Annotated in this window: 28 protein-coding genes and 1 tRNA gene; 9 read left to right on the top strand and 20 right to left on the bottom strand. The window is 64.6% G+C overall.

Annotation, left to right across the window (positions count from 1 at the left end):
- Positions 1–36: 36 nt before the first annotated feature.
- The gene (gene rocF, locus E2484_RS20770; RefSeq protein ID WP_137287105.1) at positions 37–957 is read right to left on the bottom strand and encodes an arginase; all 921 of its coding nucleotides are present in this window, start codon (positions 955–957) and stop codon (positions 37–39) included.
- An 83-nt stretch (positions 958–1,040) separates the two neighbouring features.
- On the bottom strand, positions 1,041–1,961 hold the full coding sequence (locus E2484_RS20775) for an NAD-dependent epimerase/dehydratase family protein (RefSeq protein WP_137287106.1): 921 nt from the start codon (positions 1,959–1,961) through the stop codon (positions 1,041–1,043).
- A 150-nt stretch (positions 1,962–2,111) separates the two neighbouring features.
- On the opposite strand from E2484_RS20775, the gene E2484_RS20780 reads away from it, so the two are divergent.
- On the top strand, positions 2,112–2,645 hold the full coding sequence (locus tag E2484_RS20780; protein ID WP_137287107.1) for an Rrf2 family transcriptional regulator: 534 nt from the start codon (positions 2,112–2,114) through the stop codon (positions 2,643–2,645).
- 182 nt (positions 2,646–2,827) lie between these two features.
- The gene (locus E2484_RS20785) at positions 2,828–3,985 is read left to right on the top strand and encodes an NAD(P)/FAD-dependent oxidoreductase (protein ID WP_137287108.1); all 1,158 of its coding nucleotides are present in this window, start codon (positions 2,828–2,830) and stop codon (positions 3,983–3,985) included.
- Between the two features lie 24 nt (positions 3,986–4,009).
- On the opposite strand, the gene E2484_RS20790 is transcribed toward E2484_RS20785, so the two are convergent.
- Together E2484_RS20790 and E2484_RS20795 are read right to left on the bottom strand one after the other, a co-directional pair.
- The gene (locus tag E2484_RS20790) at positions 4,010–4,438 is read right to left on the bottom strand and encodes an adenylyltransferase/cytidyltransferase family protein (RefSeq protein WP_137287109.1); all 429 of its coding nucleotides are present in this window, start codon (positions 4,436–4,438) and stop codon (positions 4,010–4,012) included.
- Entirely contained in the window at positions 4,435–4,941 is a 507-nt protein-coding gene (locus E2484_RS20795) for a Mov34/MPN/PAD-1 family protein (RefSeq protein WP_137287110.1), read from the bottom strand. Before E2484_RS20795 ends, E2484_RS20790 begins: the two co-directional genes overlap by 4 nt.
- Before the next feature lie 221 nt (positions 4,942–5,162).
- Here E2484_RS20795 and E2484_RS20800 point away from each other — a divergent pair, with 221 nt between their 5' ends.
- Positions 5,163–5,717, top strand: coding sequence for a GNAT family N-acetyltransferase (locus E2484_RS20800; protein ID WP_137287111.1), 555 nt, complete (start codon positions 5,163–5,165; stop codon positions 5,715–5,717).
- Positions 5,718–6,072: 355 nt separating this feature from the next.
- On the top strand, positions 6,073–7,971 hold the full coding sequence (locus tag E2484_RS20805) for a DHH family phosphoesterase (protein ID WP_137287112.1): 1,899 nt from the start codon (positions 6,073–6,075) through the stop codon (positions 7,969–7,971).
- Between the two features lie 10 nt (positions 7,972–7,981).
- Here the strand turns inward: E2484_RS20805 and E2484_RS20810 are convergent, their stop codons facing one another.
- Positions 7,982–9,778, bottom strand: coding sequence for a phospholipase D-like domain-containing protein (locus tag E2484_RS20810; RefSeq protein WP_137287113.1), 1,797 nt, complete (start codon positions 9,776–9,778; stop codon positions 7,982–7,984).
- A gap of 79 nt (positions 9,779–9,857) precedes the next feature.
- Between E2484_RS20810 and E2484_RS20815 the strand changes: the two genes are divergently transcribed.
- Entirely contained in the window at positions 9,858–10,100 is a 243-nt protein-coding gene (locus E2484_RS20815) for a hypothetical protein (protein WP_137287114.1), read from the top strand.
- On the opposite strand, the gene E2484_RS25275 is transcribed toward E2484_RS20815, so the two are convergent.
- The 3 genes from E2484_RS25275 to E2484_RS20825 form a co-directional block, all read right to left on the bottom strand.
- The gene (locus E2484_RS25275; protein WP_170977447.1) at positions 10,089–10,244 is read right to left on the bottom strand and encodes a DUF7837 family putative zinc-binding protein; all 156 of its coding nucleotides are present in this window, start codon (positions 10,242–10,244) and stop codon (positions 10,089–10,091) included. The two genes, E2484_RS20815 and E2484_RS25275, sit on opposite strands and share 12 nt — an antisense overlap.
- Before the next feature lie 133 nt (positions 10,245–10,377).
- Positions 10,378–11,679 carry a HEAT repeat domain-containing protein gene (locus E2484_RS20820; protein WP_137287115.1) on the bottom strand — a complete coding sequence of 434 codons (1,302 nt, stop codon included), beginning with the start codon at positions 11,677–11,679 and terminating at the stop codon, positions 10,378–10,380.
- 57 nt (positions 11,680–11,736) lie between these two features.
- Positions 11,737–12,477, bottom strand: coding sequence for a protein sorting system archaetidylserine synthase (locus E2484_RS20825; RefSeq protein WP_137287116.1), 741 nt, complete (start codon positions 12,475–12,477; stop codon positions 11,737–11,739).
- 127 nt (positions 12,478–12,604) lie between these two features.
- On the opposite strand from E2484_RS20825, the gene E2484_RS20830 reads away from it, so the two are divergent.
- Positions 12,605–13,036, top strand: a complete 432-nt coding sequence (locus E2484_RS20830; RefSeq protein WP_137287117.1) for a plastocyanin/azurin family copper-binding protein — start codon at positions 12,605–12,607, stop codon at positions 13,034–13,036.
- 54 nt (positions 13,037–13,090) lie between these two features.
- Here E2484_RS20830 and E2484_RS20835 read toward each other — a convergent pair whose 3' ends face one another.
- The 4 genes from E2484_RS20835 to E2484_RS20850 are packed head-to-tail and all read right to left on the bottom strand — an operon-like array spanning position 13,091 to position 15,686.
- Entirely contained in the window at positions 13,091–13,726 is a 636-nt protein-coding gene (locus E2484_RS20835) for a 30S ribosomal protein S3ae (RefSeq protein ID WP_137287118.1), read from the bottom strand.
- Complete coding sequence (locus tag E2484_RS20840) at positions 13,723–14,022, bottom strand: KEOPS complex subunit Pcc1 (protein ID WP_137287119.1); 300 nt, start codon at positions 14,020–14,022, stop codon at positions 13,723–13,725. Before E2484_RS20840 ends, E2484_RS20835 begins: the two co-directional genes overlap by 4 nt.
- On the bottom strand, positions 14,019–15,218 hold the full coding sequence (locus tag E2484_RS20845; protein ID WP_137287120.1) for an exonuclease RecJ: 1,200 nt from the start codon (positions 15,216–15,218) through the stop codon (positions 14,019–14,021). Before E2484_RS20845 ends, E2484_RS20840 begins: the two co-directional genes overlap by 4 nt.
- Positions 15,219–15,686, bottom strand: a complete 468-nt coding sequence (locus E2484_RS20850) for a 30S ribosomal protein S15 (protein WP_137287121.1) — start codon at positions 15,684–15,686, stop codon at positions 15,219–15,221.
- A 341-nt stretch (positions 15,687–16,027) separates the two neighbouring features.
- Between E2484_RS20850 and E2484_RS20855 the strand changes: the two genes are divergently transcribed.
- Positions 16,028–16,099, top strand: a tRNA-Ala gene (locus tag E2484_RS20855).
- 289 nt (positions 16,100–16,388) lie between these two features.
- On the top strand, positions 16,389–17,039 hold the full coding sequence (locus tag E2484_RS20860; protein ID WP_137287122.1) for a hypothetical protein: 651 nt from the start codon (positions 16,389–16,391) through the stop codon (positions 17,037–17,039).
- Between the two features lie 224 nt (positions 17,040–17,263).
- Here E2484_RS20860 and eif1A read toward each other — a convergent pair whose 3' ends face one another.
- From eif1A to E2484_RS20875, 3 genes are all read right to left on the bottom strand, one after another.
- A complete protein-coding gene (gene eif1A / locus E2484_RS20865) occupies positions 17,264–17,551 on the bottom strand; it encodes a translation initiation factor eIF-1A (RefSeq protein ID WP_137287123.1) in 288 nt (95 codons plus the stop codon).
- Between the two features lie 109 nt (positions 17,552–17,660).
- Positions 17,661–17,852 (bottom strand): hypothetical protein, encoded by a 192-nt coding sequence (locus tag E2484_RS20870; protein WP_137287124.1) that lies wholly within the window; start codon positions 17,850–17,852, stop codon positions 17,661–17,663.
- Positions 17,853–18,014: 162 nt separating this feature from the next.
- A complete protein-coding gene (locus E2484_RS20875; RefSeq protein ID WP_321112857.1) occupies positions 18,015–18,344 on the bottom strand; it encodes a HalOD1 output domain-containing protein in 330 nt (109 codons plus the stop codon).
- A gap of 171 nt (positions 18,345–18,515) precedes the next feature.
- Here E2484_RS20875 and E2484_RS20880 point away from each other — a divergent pair, with 171 nt between their 5' ends.
- Positions 18,516–20,300: a DUF7289 family protein gene (locus tag E2484_RS20880; protein WP_137287125.1), complete on the top strand. Its 1,785-nt coding sequence runs from the start codon at positions 18,516–18,518 to the stop codon at positions 20,298–20,300.
- Between the two features lie 552 nt (positions 20,301–20,852).
- Here E2484_RS20880 and E2484_RS20885 read toward each other — a convergent pair.
- From E2484_RS20885 to E2484_RS20905, 5 genes are read right to left on the bottom strand one after another with little or no spacing between them, the layout of a single operon-like run.
- Positions 20,853–21,683: a DUF7289 family protein gene (locus E2484_RS20885; protein ID WP_137287126.1), complete on the bottom strand. Its 831-nt coding sequence runs from the start codon at positions 21,681–21,683 to the stop codon at positions 20,853–20,855.
- Positions 21,680–22,153 (bottom strand): DUF7266 family protein, encoded by a 474-nt coding sequence (locus tag E2484_RS20890; RefSeq protein ID WP_137287127.1) that lies wholly within the window; start codon positions 22,151–22,153, stop codon positions 21,680–21,682. Before E2484_RS20890 ends, E2484_RS20885 begins: the two co-directional genes overlap by 4 nt.
- Positions 22,150–23,157, bottom strand: a complete 1,008-nt coding sequence (locus tag E2484_RS20895; protein WP_137287128.1) for a DUF7261 family protein — start codon at positions 23,155–23,157, stop codon at positions 22,150–22,152. Before E2484_RS20895 ends, E2484_RS20890 begins: the two co-directional genes overlap by 4 nt.
- Complete coding sequence (locus tag E2484_RS20900) at positions 23,145–23,744, bottom strand: DUF7288 family protein (RefSeq protein ID WP_137287129.1); 600 nt, start codon at positions 23,742–23,744, stop codon at positions 23,145–23,147. Before E2484_RS20900 ends, E2484_RS20895 begins: the two co-directional genes overlap by 13 nt.
- Position 23,745: 1 nt before the next feature.
- Positions 23,746–24,249, bottom strand: coding sequence for a DUF7287 family protein (locus E2484_RS20905; protein WP_137287130.1), 504 nt, complete (start codon positions 24,247–24,249; stop codon positions 23,746–23,748).
- Between the last annotated feature and the right edge of the window lie 2 nt (positions 24,250–24,251).

Consider the following 24,251-nt stretch of genomic DNA (forward strand, 5'->3'; position numbering starts at 1 on the left):
CGCAGCGTCGTCGAAGGCGAGCAACCGAGTGTCCGGTTAGAGGATGCGCTTTCCGAGTCCACTCGCGGCCAGTTCGGTCGCCAACTCCGCGGTCTCGTTGTGTTCGTCCAGAATCGCGTTGACTTCCACGACTTCGAGCGTCCGCAGGATTCCCTCGGCCTCGTCGCGTTCGGCGACCGTCTCCAGCGCGGAGTGGGCCTCCCGGTAGTTGACGCCGCCCCGGACCGGCGTCCCGACGCCCGGCGCGACCTTGGGGTCGAGCCAGTCCATGTCGAGGCTGACGTGGATGCCGTCGGTGCCGTCGGTCGCCACGTCCAGCGCGTCCTCCACGACGGGCTTGACGCCGCGCTCGTCGATGTCGGACATGGTGTAGGCGGTCACGTCGCTCTCTCGAATCGCCTCGCGCTCGGCGTCGTCCAGACTCCGAAGACCGACGATTGCGACGTTCTCCTCGCGGAGGTTCGGAGCGTTGGCCCACTCGGTGTCGGCGAAGTCGCCGATGCCGAGGAGCGCCGCCAGCGGCATCCCGTGGACGTTGCCCGACGGCGAGGTCGTCGGCGTGTTGAAGTCGCCGTGCGCGTCGAACCAGATGACGCCGAGGTCGGCGTCGCGGGCCGCGCCCGTCACGGTTCCGATGGCGATGGAGTGGTCGCCGCCGAGCACCAGCGGGAACTGGCCCGCGTCGAGCGTGTCGGCCACTTCGTCGGCGAGGTTCGTACACACTTCCGAGGTCTCGCGCAGGAACTTGGCCGACCCCTGAGTGGGCTGCTCGGTCTCCGGGTCTCGCTCCTCGGCCCGCGGGACCGGCAAGTCGCCCGCGTCGGTCGTTTCGACGCCGAGGGCTTCGAGTTCGTCCGCCAGACCGGCGTATCGGATGGTAGACGACCCCATGTCCACGCCGCGTCGGTCCGCGCCGAGGTCCATCGGGACGCCGATTATTCGCACCTGTCGGGTCATGAGAGACGCTTCGAAAGCCCGGTGTAAAGAAGGCCTGATTTTCGGACGGCGCGAGAGTCGCGAGTTCGAGACCGGACGCGAGGCTACTCGTAGTGCGAGCAGACCCGCTTCAGTCCTTCCTCGAAGCTGATCTGGGGTTCCCAGCCGGTTTCCTCGCGCATCTTCGTGGAGTCGGCCATCGTGTCGTGGACGTAGACCTTCTCCGGGATGGGGTTCTCGACGTACTCGGGTTCGATGTCGGTGCCGAGTTCGTCGTTCAGGCGCTCGACCAGCGTGTTGAGGCTGTAGGATTCGCCCGTTCCGAGGTTGTAGATGCCGGTGAGTTCGTGGTCGGCCGCGAGTTCGAGTCCGCGGGCGACGTCCGAGACGTGGGTGAAGTCGCGCGTCTGGGTGCCGTCGCCGTAGATGACCGGCGCGTCTCCGTTGGCGAGGTCGTCGGCGAACTGGGCGATGAGGTTGGCGTACTCGTCTTTGTGCTCCTCCGCTCCGCCGAAGCCCTCGTAGACGCTGAAGAATCGCATCCCGGCCATATTCATGTCGTAGTGGTACGCGAAGTACTCGCCGTAGCGTTCGCGGGCCAGCTTCGAGGCCTCGTAGCCGGTTCGAGCCGTCACGTCCATGTCCTCGGGCGAGGGTTCGGTTCGGTCGCCGTAAATCGAGGAAGTGGAGGCGTAGACCACGGTGTCACACCCGTCTTCGCGGACCTGCTCGACCGTGTTGACGAAGCCCTCGACGTTGACTCGTGCGCCCTTGGCCGGGTCCTCCTCGTGCATCGGGTACGAGGACAGCGCCGCGAGGTGGAAGAGTACGTCCACGTCTTCGGTCGGCAGGTCGTCTTCGACGACGCTCACGTCGTGGAACTCGACCGAATCGTCCAAGTTCTCGGGCGTGCCGAGATACAGGTCGTCCACCGCGACGACGTCGTTGTCTTCGGCGAGGTGGTTCGCCAGATTCGACCCGATGAAGCCTGCACCACCGGTTACCAGCACGCGCTTTCCTTGCATGGTCGAAACCATCCCCGCCACCGTCAAATCGCTGTCGTTCCATCGCTCGGATGCGAGACCGTTAACTGTGCCCGGACCGAACCGTGGATTCAATTCGCGCTTCCGTCCGGTTCGTCGCATTTAAGGCAATCTATTGCCAAAGATTGAGCAATGTCTACAATCGAACTGACCGCCAGTCAGGAAAAGATTCTTCGCGCGCTCGTAGACCTCCATCGGGAGACCGAAGACGCAGTCAAGGGGGAGGACATCGCCGAGGAAGTCGACCGCAACCCCGGAACGATTCGGAACCAGATGCAGAGCCTGAAGGCCCTGCAACTGGTCGAAGGCGTCCCCGGCCCGAAAGGTGGGTACAAGCCGACCGCCAACGCCTTCGACGCCCTCGGCGTGCAGGACATGGACCAGGAGGCCCACGTCCCGCTGTTTCACGAGGGGGAAGAAGTCGAGGAAGCGAACGTCGAGGAGATCGATCTCGCCAGCGTTCACCATCCCGAACTCTGCCGCGCCGAGATTCACGTCCGCGGGTCGGTCCGCGACTTCCACGAGGGCGACGCGATTCGCGTCGGACCCACGCCGCTATCGAAACTCGTCGTCGAAGGGACGGTAGACGGGAAAGACGACACCAACAACATCCTCATCCTGAAACTCGAGTCGATGGAAGCCCCCGCCGAGGACCCCGAACACTAGCTCTCGCTCTTTCTGCCGGCGCTGTCTCGGGACCCGTCCGTAGTCCCGGTACGTCCCGAAATCGAGATTCCTTCGCTCGGCTCGATAGTGTTCGACCTCCGTCACGAACCGTGATAGAGAGTCTCACTCGCCCGTCCGTCGCTTTCAAAGCCTTTGTATCCAAGGACTCCGGAGGTTCCGATATGACTGAGAAGGTCGTCGTGCTCGGCGCGGGTTACGCCGGTGCAGGCGCGGTTCAGCGACTGGAAGACGAGTTAGAGCACGCGGACGCCGAGTTGACGTGGATTTCGGAGCACAACTACCACCTCGTTCTTCACGAGGCCCACCGAGTCATCCGCGACCCGAGCGTCGAGGACGACATCACGATTCCGGTCGGCGACATCGCCTCGCCGAGCACCGACTTCGTGCAGGCGCGAGTCGAGGCCGTCGATACCGACGACCAGACCGTCGAACTCGACGGTGACGAACCGGTCGACTACGACTACCTGCTGGTCGCGCTCGGGAGCCAGACCGCCTACTACGGCATCCCCGGCATGGAGGAGAACGCGCTGACGCTCAAGGGACTCGACGACGCCCGCGAGATTCACGAGCAGGTCAAGCAGGCCGCCTCCCAGGCCTCGCGCAACGACCCGGCACAGGTCGTCATCGGCGGTGCCGGCCTGTCGGGAATCCAGAGCGCGGGCGAGGTCGCGGAGTTCCGCGACGAACACCGCGCGCCCATCGACATCTACCTCGTGGAGGCCCTCGAAGAGATCATGCCCGGACAGGACTCCGAACTTCAGGGGACGGTCCGACGGCACCTCGAAGAGGCCGACGTGGAAATCCTAACCGACGACCCGATCACCGAGGCCACCGAGGACGCCATCGAGTTCGACGAGGGCGACCCCCTCGACTACGACGTGTTCGTCTGGACCGGCGGCATCACCGGGCAGGACGCACTCGACGACTGTAACCTCGACAACGAACACAACCGCGTCACCTGCGAGTCGGACTTCCAGACCAGCGACGAACACGTCTTCGCAATCGGCGACTCGGCCATCGTCGACCAGGGCGACGACCCCGCGCCGCCGACCGCACAGGCCGCGTGGCAGGCCGCAGAGGTCGCCGGTCAGAACATCGCTCGCGCCATCAACGACCAACCGCTGAAGACGTGGACCTACGACGACAAGGGGACGCTGGTCTCGGTCGGCGAGACCGCAGTCGCCCACGACGTCGACATGATTCCGATTCGGACGTTCAACTCCTACCCCGCGAGGTTCCTCAAGAAGGCCACCGCCGCGCGCTGGATTGCCGACGTGAGTTCGCTGCCGAGGGCGCTGAAGGCCTGGGACTCGCTGTAAATCCGTAGAACTGAAGCCGTTCTTCTACCTGCGTTCTTCCAGAATCCGGTCGATAATCCGACCCGTAGAGAGCAGTTCGCCGGCGTATTCGGGTTCGCGTGGACTCGCTCGCCGGACCTCGCAGTCGATGGCGCGCCGGGCGAGTTCGTCCTCGATGGCGGCCTCGTCGTGATGCTGGTCGTGACCGAGCGCGATGACGTCCGGTTCCAGTTCCTCGATGGGCGCGAAGATGTCCTCGGGGTGGCCCACCCGGGCGTCGTCCACCGCGTCGACGGCGGCGACCACGTCCCGGCGCTGGCGGTTCGGCAGAATCGGCGGTTCCTTGTGCGTGACGTTCTCCCTCCGAGCGACGATGACCGTGAGTCGGTCGCCCATCGCTTTCGCGTCTCGGAGGTAGTGGACGTGTCCGGGGTGGAGAAGGTCGAAGGTTCCCTGTGCGATGACGTGCGTCATTCTGTGTCCTCGTCGAAGTCGTAGTCTAATTCGGCGTCGATGTCTGCCTGCGTGAAGTCGAAGAACGATTCACCCTCCGGGAGCGACACGTCGAGGACGTCCAACTCCCGAGGCACTCCCTCCCGGTCGAACGCCTGCCAGTCCTCGTCGTCGTATGGGTAGCCGATGATGACGTGGACCTTCCCCCTGCCGAAGGTGGCCAGGTCCTCCTTGCTCGGCTTCAGAACACCGTTCGGGTGGGAGTGGACCGACCCGACCGAGTTGAAGTCGTTGGGAATCTGGCTGGTCTTGACCGTGGCGCTCACGCTGTTCGACTCGGTGCCGGGGATGACCAACACGTCGGTGATGACCGTTCCGTCGCGTTCGAGTCCCAGAGAGCGGGCGTCCTCGCCGCGGAGGAAGCCCATGTACTCGTGCGGGTGGGCGTCCTCCGAGGCCGCGAGTGCGAACTGGAGGGCGTCCTCGGCGATACCGAGAATTTCGCTCGACCGGAACAACCGCATGGTGAAATCTCCGGGCGGGCGCGTTCTAAAGGTTGCGAACCGCTCAGCGGAGTCTCGTTCGGCGCCCGCGGCGACGGCTACGGAAATCGGCAGTTTCCGAGAGGCTCTCACCGGAGCTCGTCGCCTCGTCGGAACGGGCCTGCGCGGTCGGGCGGAGTTCAGATGCGACTCGTTCCCGTGTTTCAAGAATACATAAGTTGTCTACTTCTGTATCGGTCGGTATGCCAGGACCCGTCTTTCTGGAGGGCGACGAGGTGACGCTTCGACCGCCGGAAACCGAGGACATCGAGTTCATCCAGCGGTGCATGAACGACGCTCGCGTGTGGCGGCCCGCACTCGACATCGACCCGACCAACTACGGGCAGTGCGAGGAGTTCTTCGAGAGCGTCCTCTCGGGTGAGGACGGCGTACACTGTCTGGCGTGCGACGACGGCGAGCCATTGGGCGTCGTCACGCTGACCGGGTCTCAGTACGGGCCGAACGAAACGTCCCGCTCGCGGGACGCAGAACTCGCCTACTGGTTCGCGCCCGAACGTCACGGGCAGGGGTACGGGTCCGACGCCGCGGAAACGATGGTCGAGTACGCCTTCGAGGACCGAAATATCAGGCGGTTGAGCGTGCAGGTCGGCAGTTTCAACGACGCCTCGATAGGTCTGCTGGAATCGCTCGGATTCGAACGCGAGGGGACGCTCCGAGAGGCATCCTGGTTCCGTGGGGAGTATCACGACATGCACTGCTACGGACTACTGCGTGCGGACTGGCGAGCAGAGCAGTAACTCGGGTGACGGTCTGTGGCGGCCCCGCCGATACGAACCAGTTGCAAACCCGTGAACTACCCCGGCCTACTGTGCTCGCCTAACGGCTCGCTTCGTTGCGGCAGGGGCTTCCCAGTCGACTCGCGAGTATCCCACTTTCTGTGGTTCGTTGACGTCTACGAATCGCTTCACTCCCTGCGTTGTGGTCCGAAAATAGTCGACTTTCGATATCGAGCGGGAGTTTCTCTCCCGCCGACCTCGTGAATCCTCGATTCGCGCAGTTACGGGAGAGAACCGCTCTCTCGAACGATTCTTCGAAGACGAAGAATCGGCATCGCATGAGTTAAAAGCGGCCGAACCGAATCCACGGACAAGAATGACATCTACTGATGACTCCGGCGAGGCCGTAGTCTACGACCTCGACCCGGACTGTACCCTCGAAGACGTCGAAGAGGGCAACTACTACCACGCCACGGTCAACGGCGTGGTCGACTACGGGGTGTTCGTGGATCTCTCGGACTCGGTCTCCGGACTCGCTCACGAGTCGAACTACGACGGAAGCTACGAAGTCGACGACGACCTCGTGGTAAAACTGACCGAGATTCGGGAGAACGGCGACCTGAGTTTCGAACCGGCCGAAATCGAGGACTACGAGACCGTCGAGGTCGGTCACGACTACGACATCGCCGACGCTGGCGAACTCTCGGACGCGGTGGGCGAGACCGTCCACCTCGAAGGCGAAGTCGTCCAGATCAAGCAGACCGGCGGCCCGACCATCTTCCACGTGAGCGACGAGACGGGCGTCATCCCCTGCGCGGCCTTCGAGGAGGCGGGCGTCCGCGCCTACCCCGAGGTCGAAATCGACGACGTGATTCGCGTCACCGGGCAGGTCGACGAGCGCGACAACGCCCTGCAAGTCGAAGTCGATTCGCTCGACGTGCTGACCGACGGCGACGCCGAGAACGTGCGCGAACGCCTCGCCACGGCACTCGAGGAGCGCGCCGAACCCCACGAGGTCGAACCGCTCGTGGAGTGGCCCGCCCTGACGCAGATGTTCCCCGACCTGCAGGAGGTCGCCAAGCAACTCCGTCGGACCGTCCTCGAAAGTCGGCCGATTCGCGTGCGCCACCACGCCGACGGCGACGGGATGTGCGCCTCGATTCCGGTCCAGTACGCGCTGGAGCGGTTCATCCAGGAGACTCACCAGGACCCCGAGGCCAAGCGCCACCTGTTCAAGCGCCTGCCGAGCAAGGCCCCGTTCTACGAGATGGAGGACGTGACCCGCGACCTCAACTTCGCGCTCGAGGACCAGGCCCGCCACGGCCAGAAACTCCCGCTACTGCTGATGCTCGACAACGGGAGTACCGCCGAGGACGTGCCCGCGTACAAGAACCTCGCGCACTACGACATCCCCGTCGTGGTCGTGGACCACCACCATCCCGACCCGGAGGCGGTCGAACCCTACGTCGACGCTCACGTCAATCCGTACCTCTACGACGAGGACTACCGCATCACGACCGGGATGATGTGCGTCGAGTTGGCGCGGATGATATGGCCCGACATCACCGAGGAACTCCGCCACGTCCCCGCGGTCGCGGGTCTCTGTGACCGGTCGAAGGCCGACGCCATGACCGACTACGTCGAACTCGCCGAGTCCGAGGGATACGAGGAGTCGTTCCTCCGGTCCATCGGCGAGGCCCTCGACTACGAGGCCCACTGGCTGAAGTACGACGCGGGACGCAACCTCATCAACGACGTGCTGAACGTGGGCAACCAGGACGGCGACGAGCGCCACCGCGAACTCGTGAACTTCCTCGCCGAGACCGCCGAGTCGGAGGTCGAGGACCAACTCGACGCGGCCATGCCCCACGTCGAACACGAGCGCCTCGACAGCGACGCCAACCTCTACCGCATCGACGTAGAGAACCACGCCCATCGGTTCACGTACCCCGCACCGGGCAAGACCACGGGCGAAATCCACGACCGGAAGGTCCAGCAGACCGGCGAACCCGTAATCACCATCGGCTACGGCCCGGACTTCGCGGTCCTCCGAAGCGATGGCGTGCGTCTCGACATCCCCGAGATGGTATCGGAACTCAACGAGGAGGTCGTCGGCGGCGGCGTCTCGGGCGGCGGCCACCTCGTCGTCGGGTCCATCAAGTTCGTCCCCGGCATGCGCGAGGAAGTGCTGGACGCGCTGGTCGAGAAGATGGCCGACGCCGAGATAGACGAGGCGTTGCAGAGTACGACCGTCGGTCACGAACAGAACGACTGAGCCAGTTCGTTCAGTTCTCGAACGCCACCTCCCGTTTTGCGTACAGGATTGCGACGACTGCCCCGACGGCGACGGCCACGAGTAGACCGACCGGAACCCGACCGCCGCCCGGACCGCCCGCGCTCGCGTCCCAATCGCTATCGAACGCCTCGGCGTAATACCCGCCCACCTCCTCGCCGCGTAATACGACTACGACCTCCCGATTCTCGCGTGCAGAGTGGTTGTTCCAGTTGAGGCTCCCGACCACCGCGGTCTCGTCGTCCACGACCACGCCCTTCGCGTGAATCTTCTCGTAGCGTCCGCGGGGGTTCGCCATTCGGGCTTCGAGCGCGAGTCCTTCCGACTCCGCCCGGTCGTTCAACCACTCGACCAGTTTCCGGTTGTCCTCCTCGACGTACCACGCGCTGCTCAGCAGAATTTCGACCTCGACGCCGCGGCGCGCGGCCCGGAGGGTCGCGCGCAGGAGACCGGTCCGCCGTCCGCCGATGGCGACCTGCTGGACTCGAATCGACTCGTCGGCGGAGTCGAGCACCGATAGTAGAGCATCCTCTGCGTTGTCGGGGGCAATCAGAAGACTGCTCGAAGAAACGTTTACATTTCTCGACGCGACCTCGGAGGGGTACGAGTCGTTCGCCGGCGCATCGTCCGCGGGGTCGAAACTCCGGCCGTGCCGAAACTCGGACCACGCCGTCGCGCCGCGCCACCCGGCGTCGGCTTCGAAGAGTTCGGCGAGGCGATTCACGGCCGTCTCGTTCCGGACGACTGCGCCCCATCCGCGGTTCGAGTGGCCGCCCGTTCCCGACGGCTTCCAGTTCTCGGTCAGCACGAGCGCCCGGTCGTCGGCGACGGCGTACTTCGCGTGGTGGAAGTCGTACCGGGCGCGCTCCCCGCCGAGGACCCGGACCTCGACACCGCGGGCGACCAGCGAGTCGAGGAGTTTGGCTTCCCGGCGGGGAAGCCCACCGACCGGCGCGCCGTCGACGAGAACTCGGACTTCGACGCCGCGGCGGGCCGCGGCCGCGAGCGCGTCGGCGACTCGCACCGAGGCGAACGTGTAACCCGCGAGCAGAACGCGACTCTCGGCCCGCCGGAGGGTTTCGAGAGGGACCGCGTGCGCGTCCGGAAGGACGAACGCGCGGACCTCGGTAGGACCGGTCCGGGCGACTTCGAAGTCGGTCGCACCGAGCGGGGTCCACCGCCAGTCTGACTCGCGCCCGGGACCGTTTACATCGCTCCCGGAGCCGTTTGCATCGCGTCCGGGCCGCCGACCGGTCGCCTGGACGCGATGCAAGCGTTCGCCTTCCGGAGCGTTCTCGTAGGTCACGCTCGCGGTGACGGTGGCGTTTACACCGGTCTCGACCGTACTCGCGGTAGCGTTGCTCCCGACCAAGCGAACCGTCTCGCCGGCGTTCGCCAGTGAGAGGTCGCCCGAGAGCGCGAGGACGCGAACGTCGGTCAGATTCCGGGCGACTCGGGGGTCGGTCGAGAGCGCGACTCGGCCCGAGACGGTCGCGTTCGGTAGCGACACCGTCGATTCACCGTCGGCGAGCGACCAGTTCGAGAGGTTCGTCGGTGTGGGAACCCGGAGGACGACGAACTCCCCGGCGTCGCCGTCGACCACGGGGTTCGGGTAGAGGGCGACGATTTCGGGCGCGTCCGACGTAGACGCGGCGTCGTTGGCCGTCGCGTTCGCTGCGACCGCCGCCGGAACGGTCGCTGGCGCGACGACCGCGAGTAGAACGGCGGCGACGAGTACCGGCGCGACGGCGGACGCGGAGAGTCCGGGGGTAGTCGTCGAGTGCGACACGAGCAGGGTTGGTCCCGCTTTCGGACTTAAACCCTCGGGGACCGGTGGCTTTTTGCTCGATAGGTTCGGCGGTGTGACTATGGTGGACCTGGTGCTGGCACTGGAACTCTCGGGAAACGCGGTCGGCGCGCTCGGCGCTGCGTTGGTCTTCTTCGAGTTCTTCCAACTGCCGAGTTACGTCGAGTACAGCGAGGAGTACAACGACTACAGCGTAGATATCTCCCCGATGGAAGTGACCGAACACACGTGGATCGGCCGCATCGGAGCGTTTCTCCTCATCGTATCGTTCGCGGTACAGTTCCTCGCCGTGTTACTCGGCTGACGGGTGAACCACGTCCCGACAGTCGGGACACTCCGCGAAGCGAGCGGGGCGGCCGTCGGACTCGTACTCGATGAGGAGGTAGTCGCGAGTGATCGATTCGCCGCAGTTCGGACAGAGCCCGACCGTTTGCGTTTCGTACGCCATATTTCGCGTACGTATTACGAGGAAAAGCTGTGGCTTTGTTATGGTGTGGGTAATTCGGGAATCGAATCGGTAATGTCGTACTGAAACGACCGCTTCTTGGTCGTCGTAATACTGGAAACGGAGTAATCGCCGCTTACGCCGGGGTTTCGGGACCGCTCTCGACGGCTTTTTCGGCTTCGGCCTGAACGAGATACGCCCGGTCGTCGGCGTGGGGCCGGACCGCTTCGAGCGCGCGCTCGGTGCCGATTTGGTTGAGCGCCCACGCCGCGCTGGCCCGGACCTCGTCGGCTTCGTCGTCTTCGAGCAGGTCCGTGAGCGGGTCGATGGCTCGCGTGTCGCCGATGAGACCGAGCGCCCGGGCGGCCTGACTCCGGACCGAAGCGTCGTCGGCCGCGAGTTGGTCGGCCACGTCCTGGGTCGCCTCTTCGCTACCGATTTCGCCGACGGCCTTCAGCGCGGGCTTGGCGAGACCGGGGTCCGAATCCACGTAGTCGAGAACTGCGTCGAGTCCGTCCTCGTCGCCGATTTTCCCGATAGTGCGGATGGCTGGCTTGTCCCGACGCTGGGCGCGCTCTTTCATCGCGTCGAGCGAGTCGGGGTGGCCCATGCGTTCGAGCGCCTCCAGGCAGTGTTCCTCCATGAAGTTCGACTGGAAGTTGTCCAGTCCGAGCAATACCATGTCGGCGCGGCCGCGCTTCTCCCAGACCTTCAGCGCGTGCCACTCGGGCGGGTAGTCCTTGCGGTGGTCGAGCACGTCGTAGAAGCCCTGTACCTGCAACTGCTCGCGGGTTTCGAGGTCGTCCCACTCTTCGGCGTCTTCGACGCCCGTCTGTAGCTCTGCGGCCGCGTCCTCCAGTTCGGCGATGGTCTCGGCGTCGTCGTCGGGGTCGAGTCCTGCCTCGCCGATGACGACCGCGGTCTCTTCGAGCGCGGACGTGAGGTCGTCGATTTCGGGCGAGACCGTCACCCCGACGCTGGTGTCGAGAATCTCCTCGACGTCGGTCACGAACGCGTCGACCACGTCGGCCAGTTCCTCTCGGCCGGTGTCGGTCCACTCGGTCTCTTCGACGGTGGTCCCGGCGTCGGTCACGTCCTCCACGACGTCCTCTGCGTAGGGGCCGCGGGCCGCTTCGAGGTCGCTCCGGAGGTCCGAGAGGCGGTCCTCGAACTGCTCGCGGGGACTCTCCTCGTCGTCGTCTTCGGGCTCGGGGAGGTCGGCGGCTTCGACGTGACCCTCGATTTCGTCGAGGTGAGCCTCCACCTCGTCGAGGTCAGCTTCGGTCTCGGCGTCGTCGAGTTCCTCCTCGGCCGCGTCCAGTTCCGCCTCTATCTCTTCCTCGGAGAGCGTCTCCTCGACCGCCGTTTCCTCGGTTTCGGCCTCCTCGGCTTCGGCCTCCTCGGTCTCGGTTTCCGTCTCGTCGCCTTCGTCGCTCATTCGTCCCACCCCGCAAGGCTTACCGGACTCATATGGTCAAAAGTCGGTGCGTACACCTCAAGAGCGTTTCCCTTCCACCTCGCGCGCGCCCACCTCTCGTCCGTCGAGGTCGCACTCGGCGTCGCGCCAGTAGTATCGCGGGCCGAGCAGGAGGTACGCCAGCGCGGCCACGAGCAGAAGGAGGGGGAAGACCCGCCCGAACGCCGCGGGCGCGAGAATAGCAAGCGCCTGCACGCCGCCCATCGCCAGCGCGTCCCGTGCGAAGAGGTCGGGGTAGGTCACGCGAGTCACCATCAAGTAGGCGAAGACGGCCGCGGCCGCGAGCAGGACCGCGGCGTCTTCGACGCCCGCGAGCACGGCGGCCGCGAGAATCGTCGCCGCGAGCGTACTCGGCACGCCCTCGGTGTGTCCGTTCCCCACGTCGTAGGCGGTGTAGAGTCCGAGTCTGACGACCGCCATCGCCACGAAAATCGCTGGCACGCAGAAGGCGGCGACTGCCATCATCGAGGGGTCGGCGAGGCCCCACCGCTGGCGCGCGACGACGAACACCAGCATGGCTGGCGCGACCCCGAACGAGGCCACGTCGGCCAGCGAGTCCAGATACTCGCCCGCCGAGGTGCTCCCCAGTTTCCGGGCGACCACGCCGTCGAGTCCGTCGGCGACCGACGCGAGCAACACCAACTGGGCGGCCAGTCCCGTGTCGATGGTGGCGACTGCGGCCGCGAGAAAGCCGACTGCGGCGTTGGCGACCGTCACCGCGTCGGCGACGCCCAACCGATCGACGAACCGCGGTTCCATACGTGTCGGGTGTGCGACGGCCGTTGATACGTCTTTATATCCAGCCGACTCTCGCTCGATAGACAGATGATCTCCCCGGGAGTCGGCTTCCGCATGACCTAAATCGCTCGGGTCCCGAGAATCGGCCATGGACCGCCGAACGTTCCTCGCCGGGGCCGCGGGCGTCGCGTCGCTGAGCCTCGCCGGCTGTAGCGCCCTCCGCGGGGGAAGCGCGAGCGCCGACGAAACCGACTACGACATCGGCATGGGGTCGGCGTTCTTCCGCCCCGCCGAGTTCGAAGTCCAAGCGGGCGAGACGGTCGTCTGGCGGAACACCGGCAACCGCCGCCACACCGTCACGGCATACGAGGACCAGATTCCCGACGAGGCCGACTTTTTCGCCTCGGGCGGCTTCGAATCCGAGCAGGCCGCCCGCGACGGCTGGATGGGCGACTTCGAGGGGCGAATCAACGCGGGCGAAAACTACGAGCGAACCTTCGAGATTCCGGGCGAGTACCACTACTTCTGCATCCCCCACGAACCGAGCGGGATGGTCGGGAAAATCGTCGTGACGGAGTAAGGACTCCGAGAGCGAGGGAAATAGAAAAATCGAGTCGAACTCGGAAGTCCGCGATTAGACTTCGACTTCTTCTTCGTCCACGTCCACGGAGGTCTCCTCCTCGGCAGCGACCTCTTCGGGACGGGCTTCCAGCGTCGCCTTCTGAATCTCGACGCGGCGGAGCGGGTAGATGGTCTTGGCCTCGCCGTAGATAGCAGAGGAGAGTCGACCTTCGACCACGCTGTCGATGAGGTCCTCGAAGGTCCGGTCCTCGGCGGCTTCCTCGACGAGGTCGATCATCGTCCGGCGGATGGCCTGCTCCTGGCTCGCGTCGGCGTCCTTGGTCGTGAACGCGACGGGCTGAATCTGGACGCGGTAGTCGTCGGTCGTCAGGACCGTGATGTACGCCTGGATCTTCGAGGCACCGCGGCGCACGAGGCTCCGCAGGTAGTCGCGGGTGAGTTCGTGCTTGATGAACTCGGTGTAGGCCGAGTCGCTACCCACGTCGTTGATCTTGAACGTGAGCTTGGTGTTGTTCTCGCTGGCGTCGCCTTTCAGTTCGCCTAGCGTGGTCTCGACGTTGCGGCCGAGGACCTTGTCCGGTTCGTCTGCGGGGGTGCCACCGAGCTCCTGACGGTCGAACTGCTGGGGAGCGTGGATGGTGTACCACCGTTTTTCCTGCTTCTGCTTGGATACTGATCGTTCGCTCATGATTGGGTTGTGTCGTCTGCGTTCGCGTGTCGTTTGCCTGCCTGTACGACGTCCTGCGCCACCGCGAGATTCACGACGTAGTCGTCCATCGTGGTCCGGAGACCGCCGGTCGTCTCGCGTTCGACGGTCGTGACGACCCTCTCGTTGCCGTGGGCATCGCGCTCGACTCGCGTGTCGATTTCGGGCGTGTTGTCGGGTCGAACCGACGCCGCCAGAATCGCGGCGTCTTCGACCTGCGTCCGAATCGTCGCCGAGCGACTGGCCGACTCGTCGGGGAGCGACTGGCGACCGGTCACGGTCGGGCCTCCCTGAACGCGGCGAGAAACTCCTTGGCGTCCGTCTCGGGGTCGAACTTCGCGTAGCCTCGGCCGGGCGTGCCGCCGCCCGACCCGCCGACTGCCTGCGCGGCCTCGTCCATCGTCGCGCCGACGCCCGACGCCTCGACTGCGGCCGCGGCCGCCTCCTCCTCGGAGACGACGACCGCGACGGGTTCGGGCGACCGGAAGTCACGCAGGAGACGGGCAACCGTCTCGACGGGGGCTTCGTCGGTCCGAAGCGCGAACAGGCCGTCGTACCGGCCCGTCGTCCCCTCGCGGAGGACCTCGTGTGCACGCGCGGCGTGGTCGCGCCACGCGTCGAGCGCGTCGGCGCGCGCGTCGTGGCCGAGCGCCAGCGCGACGCCCGTGCCCGGTCGCTCGCGCGCGACGGCTTCCAGCACGTCGGCGTACCCCTCGACTGTGGCGAAGGGCGCATTCGCGTCGGCTCCGTCGCCCGGAATCGCGTGGGGTCGGAGCGCGCGCTCGACGGTTTCGGCGGCGCGGTCGGTCGCGGCGTCCGCGCCGGTGACCGCCAGCGCGAACTCGGAGGCCACCGTGCGGTGGTCCTCCCCGCCGAGTTCGGCGGGGAGACCGAGCTCGGCCAGCGTGGCCTGCACGGCTTCGGTGTCTCCGGAGTACTCCGCGTGCGCGAGCGTCGAGTGCGCGAGACCGTCCGCGAGGTCGTCGGTCGGAACGCCGACGCCGTTTCGGCGGCCGAGACCCGCGTCGCGGGCCTGTTCGAGGACGTGGGCGCTCTCGCCCGCGCCCGCCGGACGGCCAGCGGCGACGACGCCCGCGAGCGCCAGCACGGGGTCGGGCGACGCTCCGAGTTCCTGTGCCGCGTCGAACGCGGTCACGCTCGCGGGAGTCGCCTCGCCCGTGACGGAGGCGTCCGCCGTGGAATCGAGGCCGACGCCGACCGTGGTGTCGCGGTCGCCGTCCTCGTCGGCCGACTCGTCGCTCTCCGGCGGAGCCAGCGTCTCGCCGAAGCGTCCGATTCGAATCTGATAGGGGACGCCGGAGTCGGCGAGCGCGCGTGCGAGCAAGCCAGCGCCAGCGAGGCAGTCGCCGTCGGCCCGCGCGAGGACTCGAACGAAGTCGGCCTCGCGGAGGCTGGCGGCCACGTCGCTGGCGGAATCGGCTGGCCCGTCGTCAGTTCGACCCGAGGTGGACATTTACTCTTCGAGGAGTTCCTTGGCGTTTTCGTAGGAGTACTTGAAGTCTTCGTCGAGTTCGTCGCCACGGTAGTAGTCCACGAGGCGGCGAACCTTCGACTGGGTGTTCTGGAGGGCGCGCTTGTTCTGGGCGTCCTGCGGGTTCTGGTCCATGTGCTCGCGCAGGCGGACGGCCCGCTTCAGCAGGTTGCGAAGGTCTTCCGGCAGGTCGCCGTCGGCGTCGTTCTCTTCGAGAATCTCGGTGACCTTCTTGCCGGTCGCCAGCTTCACGTCGGGAACCGGCGTGCCCTTCACGCCCTCGTCGCGCAGCTTCAGGCCGATCTGGCTCGGGGTGTGACCCTGGTCGGCCAGTTCGACCACGCGCTCTTCGATAGCGTCTTCGTCTACGTCGCTCCACTCCGGCGGTTCGTCTGCCACGGGCTTGTCCGAGTCGGACGAGCCGCGGCGGCGGGTGTGCATTCGTGCCATTGTTATCGGATTGGAACTGCACAGGCCGCTTGTCGCTGACGCAGAGAGGCGTCGCGTGCAAATGCGTCGGTCTGACGCGGCGCACGTCCGCAATCCCGAGCCACTGAAATAGCGAGACGCAGAGCGTCTCGGAGTGGCGAGTCAGATTTGCGGCTGTGCTGTTCCCGTACTCGATATAAATCGGGCGTAGGTATTTAAGCATTGTACTCTGGAGCTACCTCTGCAATAGTCGGACTCCGAGACGGTCACCCAATCGACCGATGGTACGCCACTCCGACCCGATGGTAGTCGGATTCCGAGAGGTTTATCAGTACCCCCGGCCAACGAAGAAATGCGTTCGAGGGCTCGTAGATCAGCGGTAGATCATCCCCCTGGCACGGGGAAGGCCTCGGGTTCAAATCCCGACGAGTCCATGGCTGTTCTTTCAGAAATCCAGTGAGTCCAGATGGGCACACGGCGAAGTCTTAACTCTTCGAGCCTCGGCCTTGCCAAGTCCAGTTGCTACCTGAAAGCGGTAAGCGCGTCCGAGGGCATTTGCATCCTTTGAGACGGTCGTACCCGCGCCGATCATCGGTCCCGTGAATAGAGTTTGTTGGTGTAACACTAATCATTCCTCTCAATGACCCGCGATCTCATCGGACACAAACACTTCTTTCCAAGGGGAGGTTTAATTTGAATCCCATACCACTTGCTCTATAGAAGATGCCATCGTATGAAGAAATTGTAGAGGAAGTCCGTGCTTTCTTCGACATCTATAACAAAATTTTCGTAGTTGGTTCTGTCTTGGTAGTAGGACTGCTTGTCTACCTTCAAGCACCACTCTCTGCGGCAGTAGCGATTTTCACCGCTGTCTACGCCTTTATTGCGTTCAATCGTATGCGAGATTCAGAGGGTGTATGGACGAATTCGCCCGTGGTCAGACGTGATTTTCAAAGTTCTACAGATTCCGATAGCTATGATTTCGGCCTGAGGAATTTCGGCCCCGGACCGGCACTGTACCTTAGAGTTCATGCGACAGTTGAACCTGATGGACCAAGTCTGACGATTCCCGAGTCAGACCCTCCTCTCCACTTAGAGGAGGGAGAATTTCTGTCACTAATACAAGACGAATTGGCCGTACTTCGCGATGAGAACTCTGACTTGTATGAGAAAGACGACGCGGCCCGAGTAGAACTCTACTATACTTTCGAGTCCACTTCAGGCAGGCAAACACCGCCCGGATTAAAGAATCCGAGAGATATGAGTGTAGACGATCTAGTGGACAAAGCAGATAACCCCCGTACTGAAAAACTAGAGAACCTTCGGAAGGTTTGTACTGAAGTCTCAGAGGTTGCTGAGGAACCTACGCTGTAACTCTTGTTTTCCTCAATCTGCGCGTTATAGTGTTCTCGAAGCACCTCGGAACTCATGTCCAGCCTATCGCTTGCCATCTCCTCTGGCAGCCCGGCGTTCAGGTTCTTCGTAACTGAGCCTCAAAGCGCGTGTGGTAACCGCGACGAAGGACATTTTGACGATACGTGCTTTTCCCGACGGACGCTCGGCTCGATTACTGAAAATGCGAAGCCGCAGAAATCGCGTTAGACGTTGATGTGACCTTCGCGTCGAAGCTGGTCCTGCGCGGACCCGTCGTAGCGCCACTCGATGTCGGCCTTCTCGTCCTGCCAGTCCCACGGTTCGCACAGCACGATGTCGTCGCGTCGAATCCAGATTCGCTTTCGCATTCGGCCCGGAATTCGACCCATGCGCTCTTCGCCGTCGTTACAGCGGAGGCGCACGCGGTTCTTGCCGAGCATCTCGGTCACGATAGCGAACTGTTCCGTGTCGTCGGGCATGCGGAGGTTCCGTCGCCCAGAATCTTCACTCACAACCTAAATACGTGTCGCACCCTTTTAAAGGATTTCATCGTGAGTGTCAACTCCTCTCTCGGTAACCCTCCGGTTCACAGCGTCTCGCAGTCAGCAGTCGGTCTTCGAGTCAGAAGTCGGCCTTCGAGATCCACTCGCGCGCGACGGCGACGAACCACGCCATCCACACCGCGAACGCGACTAGCCACGCGCCGTACTGCACCAGCGGGTGCGGGACGAGGAAGTACGCGCCACCGAGTAGCGCCACGACGACGGCGAGCGCGGCGAGATTACGGTACGTCGGACCCAAAAGCTCCCGCATCTGTCGGAGGTACGCGGTCCGAACACATCACTGTTGGCGGTCGCGCTCTCGTTCGCTCCGGCGTGGACTGGCCACGTGACCCTATCGTCGCGGCCGGTCGCAGAACCCGAGGAAATCCCCCCGAACCGTCAGGAATCCCACCCTGAGGTTCCCGACGCTTCGCTACCCCTGAACGACGACTCGGCCGCTCGAATGCACCGTGACCTCGTACACGTCGTAGGGGAACGACACCGACACCTCGTCGCGCAAGTCGCCGTACCGTCGCGTGTGGAACAGGAGTTGGAGCGCGTCGCAGTCTACCACTGAACTTAGCGGCGTTATCCGTGCGGGGTCTCGTTCGAGTACTTCAGCGAGCGCGAGCGCGAGGCCGGTACAGACCTCCCCGGCGAGCATGTGGTCACTGACGTCGAAGATGTAGGTAGAGATGGTGTCACCGTTTTCCGACTCAGATTCGATCTCCACAGGGTCGATGTTGTATCTCGACATGCTCATTTAGTTGCTATGTCCTATCGGGGAGGGTCGCACATAGGTTTTCCGATGGTAAAGAATTCGAGACGACGGGGCCTATTGGGACTCGACTCCTAACTACCCGTCAGAGCACCAGTGAATTTTTCCTGATAAGTGGCGGCTTGGTTTATAACCCCATAGTTCGATGAGGCAGATATGACCGGTTGGCGGAGTCCGAGCTCGGGGCAAAGTGGGGGCTGGTGCCACCAGTCGAATCGCGCACGTGGTCAGTCGGAAGTGTTGGGCGTCGTTCTCCTGCTCGCTATCACCATTACGGGAACCGGGCTCATCGTGGCGTTCGGATCGTCGGCGTTGAACGACTCGAAGCAGTCGTCCGAAATCGACAGCGCCGAACACGCTATGACCCAACTCGACTCGAAGGCGAGTCTGGTCGGTATCGGGTCGTCGCCCACCCAGAGCGTCTCGCTCGGCGTCGATAGCGCCACCGCCGAGAATCGGACCGGGTGGATGCGAGTCCGGGTCGTCAATCGGACCGACGGCACGACCGAACACGTCGTGATGAACCAGACCCTCGGCGAAATTTCGTACCAGAACGAAGACACCAGAATCGCGTATCAGGGCGGCGGCGTCTGGAAGCGAACCGCCAACGGGAGTACGATGGTGTCGCCGCCGGAGGTCCACTACCGAGGGACGACGCTCACGCTACCGCTCGTCACGGTCAATGGGAGCAAGTCGCTCGATGGCCGGGTCCGAGTGACCGGCGACGGCGGGACCGAAGCGAAGTTCCCCAAGAAGAGCAACCCCGACTTCCGGAACCCGCTCACGAACGGCGAGGTGAACGTCACTGTCCGGAGCGACTACTACGAGGCGTGGGGTCGGTTCTTCGAGCAACGAACCGGCGGGTCGGTCACGTACGACCACTCCCGCGACCGCGTCACCATCACGCTGGTCGTCCCCACTCGGACAAGAAACGTCACCAACGCGCTGGCCGGAACCACGCCCGACCAGATGACCATCAAGGGCGCTGGCGGGTCGTCGTTCACTGACAGCTACAATTCCTCCGACGGTGGATACGGCGGGAGAGGGGCCTCCGACGAGGGGACCATCGTTACGAAGGGGAGCGTGGAACTGTCCGGCGGTGCCGAAATCTACGGCGACCTCCAGACCGGCGGCGGCACCGTGAACTTCGGCGGCGGCGTCACCATCCACGGTAACCTCTCCTACGGTGGGACGGTCAACTGCAACGGTGGCGCGCCGGGAAGCGACTGTAGCGCGGTCGACGGATGGCAAGCCAACAACGGCACGGCCCCGGACATCAGTCCTATCGGCGACATGGTGACGGGGAAAGTGGCGACGTACAGCGACCCCTCGAACAACCAGAACGGCGGGGTGACGGCCATCAACGAGAGTACGGACACGTGGAACGACTCGGAATCGACGCTCACGCTCCCCACGGGCGCTTACTACGTCTCGAACGACGACCTCGACTCGTCGCAGACGCTGCGATTCGACAACACCGGCGGGGACGTCACGCTCGTCGTGGACGACGACATCGTCTGGGATAGCGTGAACGTCGAACTGGCCGACCCCGAGGCCGGGATGGTGAAAATCTACACCAGCGGGTCGAAGTTCCACCTCTCGGACTCGTCCGTCGGGGACACGAGCACCCACGTCTCGCCATCACTACGGGTCTACGCCGGGCCGGGTCTCGACGTGGAACTCGACAATCACGCCGAGTTCGTCGGCCTTATCTACGCACCGGGCACCGACACCAATTCGGGATCGATTACGATCCACTCCCAGTCGGAACTCTACGGCGGCGTCGTCGGCGGCGGCAACACGCTCCTGCAATCGGGCGGGTCGATTCACTTCGACCAAGCCCTCAAATCGGTAGACCCCGTCGTCGGCGCGGCGAACAACGTCCCGCGCCTCACGTACCTCCACGTCAGCGTCGCCCGCGTGAACATCACGAGCGTCTGAAGTCCTCTCACACAACCGTCTGGTTGTTAAGAAATTATACGTGAGGTTCTAAAAAATATATGGGAATGTTTCCCGTGTAGATGTAATTGTGGGGGCGGTCGGCGAAAGCCGAAGTCACCGTTCCAATTCGGCCCGGGTTGGCGGACCACGAGGGTCCGCCAACTGTGAGAAGGACGACCGAACGAAGTGAGGGAGGTGGCTGTCGTGGTGCGGTACTCTTGGTTCAAGGAGTAGCTAGCTACGCTCTATTTCCGTCGCTTCCACGCACAACCGTCAATATCGCATCGCAGACGGTAGGAACCCCCGAGGTAGCTAGCTACAGGCTCGAGCCAATCGCACAGCAACCGCACCGCGACTGTGCGCCTCACGCCTCCCCAACCGTTTGCGGTCCTCACCTCACTGCAACCCCCAGCCACCGGAAGACAACCCGCGTCGTCCGAGCAACTTCGCCGACGGTGCGATGACGCCAGCGCGCGCCGAAGTGGAAAACGACCGTTAGCGCCTTCCGACATAAAGACGACCGATAGCGAGAGTACCAGAACGGAAAGCGACTCAACCCGAGAACTGGAACTCCACGAGCGACTCCGGCAGGAGCAATCTGTCGGTGTAGAACTGGTAGGTCACTGTGCCGTCGCTCGGGTCGGCCGCCGACGGGTCCGAGTCCGGAGGCGTCAACCCCTTCGACTCGAAGTAGCGGCCCCACGCCGCCGCGCGCGGCGAGTTCACCGTGACGTTGACTCGGGCCTCGTCTGCGGCGTCGGGGCCAGTATCGAACTGGCCGCCGAGACCCACGGACTGGCGGTAGGCGACCACCAGCACCGTGGAACTCCCGCCGACGCCGCCCGAATCGGTCCTGGGGTAGGTGACGACCAGCGGGACGACCGACTGGCGGTCGTCCACGATTAGTCCGGGTTCGTTACGCATCGCGGCGTTCCCGTCGTCCACTCGGAACGTCGCACCTACCGAGTACACCACCTGTCCGGACGGAGCGTCGTAGACCAGCGGCCGGGTGGTCCGCGCGTAGGTCAGGTTAGCGTCGCTGTCGGTGTCGTTGACCTGCACCACGATTTCCACCGGGTCGGCGAACCCGAGAGACGCGCCCGAGAGTTTGAGTTCGGTCGCTCTGCTCGGCGCGCCCTCGCTGGTCACGTCCTCAACGTTGTCGGCCAGCACGTCGAACGCCCGGACCGCGTTGGTGAGTTGCTCGTCCTCGCGAGCGTCGTCCAGTCCGCCGATGCCGGTGGTGTAGACCACGCCGACCGAGGCCGTCACGAGCGCGAACACGAACACGAAACCGATAGTCTCGCTGACTCCGCGACGGTCCAGCAGGCGTTTGCTCCCCGCCGTGCGCTGGCCGCCCGTCACGCGTTCGTCACCCGTCACGCGCTCGTCACCTCCAGTCGGTCGGGCGTCGGCGCGGTGTTCAACTCGATTCGGAGGTCGCCGCCACGGACCGTGGCCGATTCGACCGCGGTGATGTTGTGGAACCCGACACGGACCGTCACCTCGGGCGTGTTCGATTGGAGGACGACGGTCGAGTCCGAGTCCGTGGCGTCTATCCGCACGTCGTAGCGCGTACCTCCGACTCGCTCCGGGGCCGCCACCGAGACGACTACCGTCTCGTCGCCCTGCCCGGCGTCGGCCAGTCTATCGGCGGCCATCAGGTCGGTGGCGATTCGCTCGCCGACGACCGACAGTTCGGTCCGGACCGCCGACTCCCGGCGGTCGTCAACCATCCCACCGGTCGCGGTCAGCACGCCGCCGATGAGCAGGGTCGCCACGACGAGGTTGAGCGCGTAGTTGACCGTGACCGAGACGCCGCGCTCGTCGCTTCCGAATCGTCTTCGCGTCATTCTGGCTCACCTCGCGCGACTCGAACCGTCGTGTGGAACGTGAGGTCCGGCGTCTCGAAGTGAAGGTCGAACTCGGCGGCGTAGACGGCCGGGACAGCTCGCGGTGACTCCTCGGCGTTCGCTCCGGCGAAGTTCCCGGTCTCCACGTCGGTCGCGCCACCCGACTCGTCGGCGGTCAGTTCGTAGGTGCCGATGGCCTCGTCGGCGTTCTGGAACTCGACTCGGTAGGGTGAGTCGAGGTCGGTCGCCCAGACGAGTTTCGGACACGCCGACCCGTTCAGCGTTCCTCGCGTGAGATCCACGGTCGCCTCAGGTCCGCTGGTCGTACACGCGAGTTCGGGGGTGTCGGTTCCGTTCTGGACCGCGACGGCGACGTCGTCGTCGGTGTCGTTGTAGAGGTAGACCCGCCAGTTCGTCCCGTCGTCGCCGACTAGTCGAACGTGGAACGACCCGGGCCTGCCGTCCGAGAGGTTCTCGCCCGAGACGGTGAACCGGACGTGCCGCGCGTTCGTCACGTCTTCGGCGAGTTCCCAGTCGTCCGACTCCCCGTCGCTCGTGAAGTTGCGCGAGGCGTTGGTCTGGTAGAGGAGGGTCCCCTCGGTCAGCGCGAGCGTGTCGGTCTCGACCCGCGCGACGGTACCCTCTTCGGCGTGATAGCGCGCGCTCAGGCCGTCGAGTCGGTCGATGGCCGCGGTGACGTTCTCTTCGACCTTCGAGCGGTCGTCGTACCCCTCCCGGTTCTCGGCGTCCACGACACCGCCGACGCTATCGACGACCTCCTGTTGGTACGTGATGGCCGCGGTGTCGTCGACTTCCGCACCCCGAGTAGCGAGGTTCTGGGTGTAGATGACCGTGTTCAACAGCAGTACCAGTGCGACCAGCATCACCGCGATGGCGAGCCCAGTCACGAGGATGAGCTGGCCGCGGTCGCGTCGTCCGTCGTCTGCGGACCGCCCGCGGTCGTCTCCTGCGGGTCGTCCGCGGTCGGGTCTCACATCTGCCATACGACGATTCGCACCTCCATGACGTTGTACAGCGACGCGTTCTGCGCGGCGTCGGGCGCGTAGAAGTTCGCCGACGAGACGTTTCCATCCCCGGCCGACAGTGGCGTGTCGTCGTACAGCGCGACGGTTCGGGTCGCCGCCGCGGCGTTGTCGCTCGGCGACCCCATGTACACCATGGTCTGTCGCCGGGTCGAGTTCCCGGGCGTTCGATACCGGACGTAGACGTTGTACGCGATGCGCCGCCCGGTAGACGAGAGGTTCCCGAACGTCTGGTTCAGCGCGCTCCCGAAGGCGTTGGGCGGCCCGCCGTTCGCGTAGAACCCCCGTCCCGTCGCGTCGTCGAACGAACCCTCCGCGGGGTCCCAGAACGTAACTGCTGGCCGGAGCGTTCGGTTCTCGGCCGCGGTCGCCAGCAGGTCGGCGGCCGCGGTCCGGTGTTGGTTCTCGATGTGCTGGTTCGACGTACTGGCGGTCAGCGGCGTCACCGCGGTGGTCTGAAGCGCGAACAGAACGCCCGAGACCACCAGCAGGGCGGCCGTGAACGCCTCCAGCGTGTGAACCTGTCCGCGAGAACTGTCGTCGCTCACGCTACCACACCCTCACGTAGAGGTCGCTCTCTTCACCGCCGAGGAGGACGACTCGGCGGGAGACGACCACGCTCTCGGACTCCGGCGGCGTCGGCCCCGCTTCGAGGGTGACGCCGCGGGTAGAGCGAACGGTTCCGTTCTCCTCGATGGTGACGTTGACCGCCGTCGTCGGGCCGACTCCGAGCGCGGATTCGAGGTTCGACGCGTCGGCGTCGAACCGACAGGCGTCTATCGTTCCGTCGTCGGTCTCCGAGAAGAACTCGGCGGTACAGGTGGCGTTCAACGCGCCCGGCTTCGCCGGTTCGGCGAGCAACTGCTCGGAGAGCAGGGTCGCCGTCCGGTCGCTCGCCAGCACCTCGCCCTCGCCGCCGTCGGTGAACGGCTCGAACACGCCGGGGAGGAACGCGACGACGAACGCCACCGTCAGCAGGAAGACGCTCATCCCGACCACGAAGTCGATGCTGGTCTGGGCTCGCGCGTCCGTGGAGTCGATTCGTTCCGACATGG

It is taken from the genome of Halorussus salinisoli (genome assembly GCA_005239435.1).
GTDB lineage: Archaea > Halobacteriota > Halobacteria > Halobacteriales > Haladaptataceae > Halorussus > Halorussus salinisoli.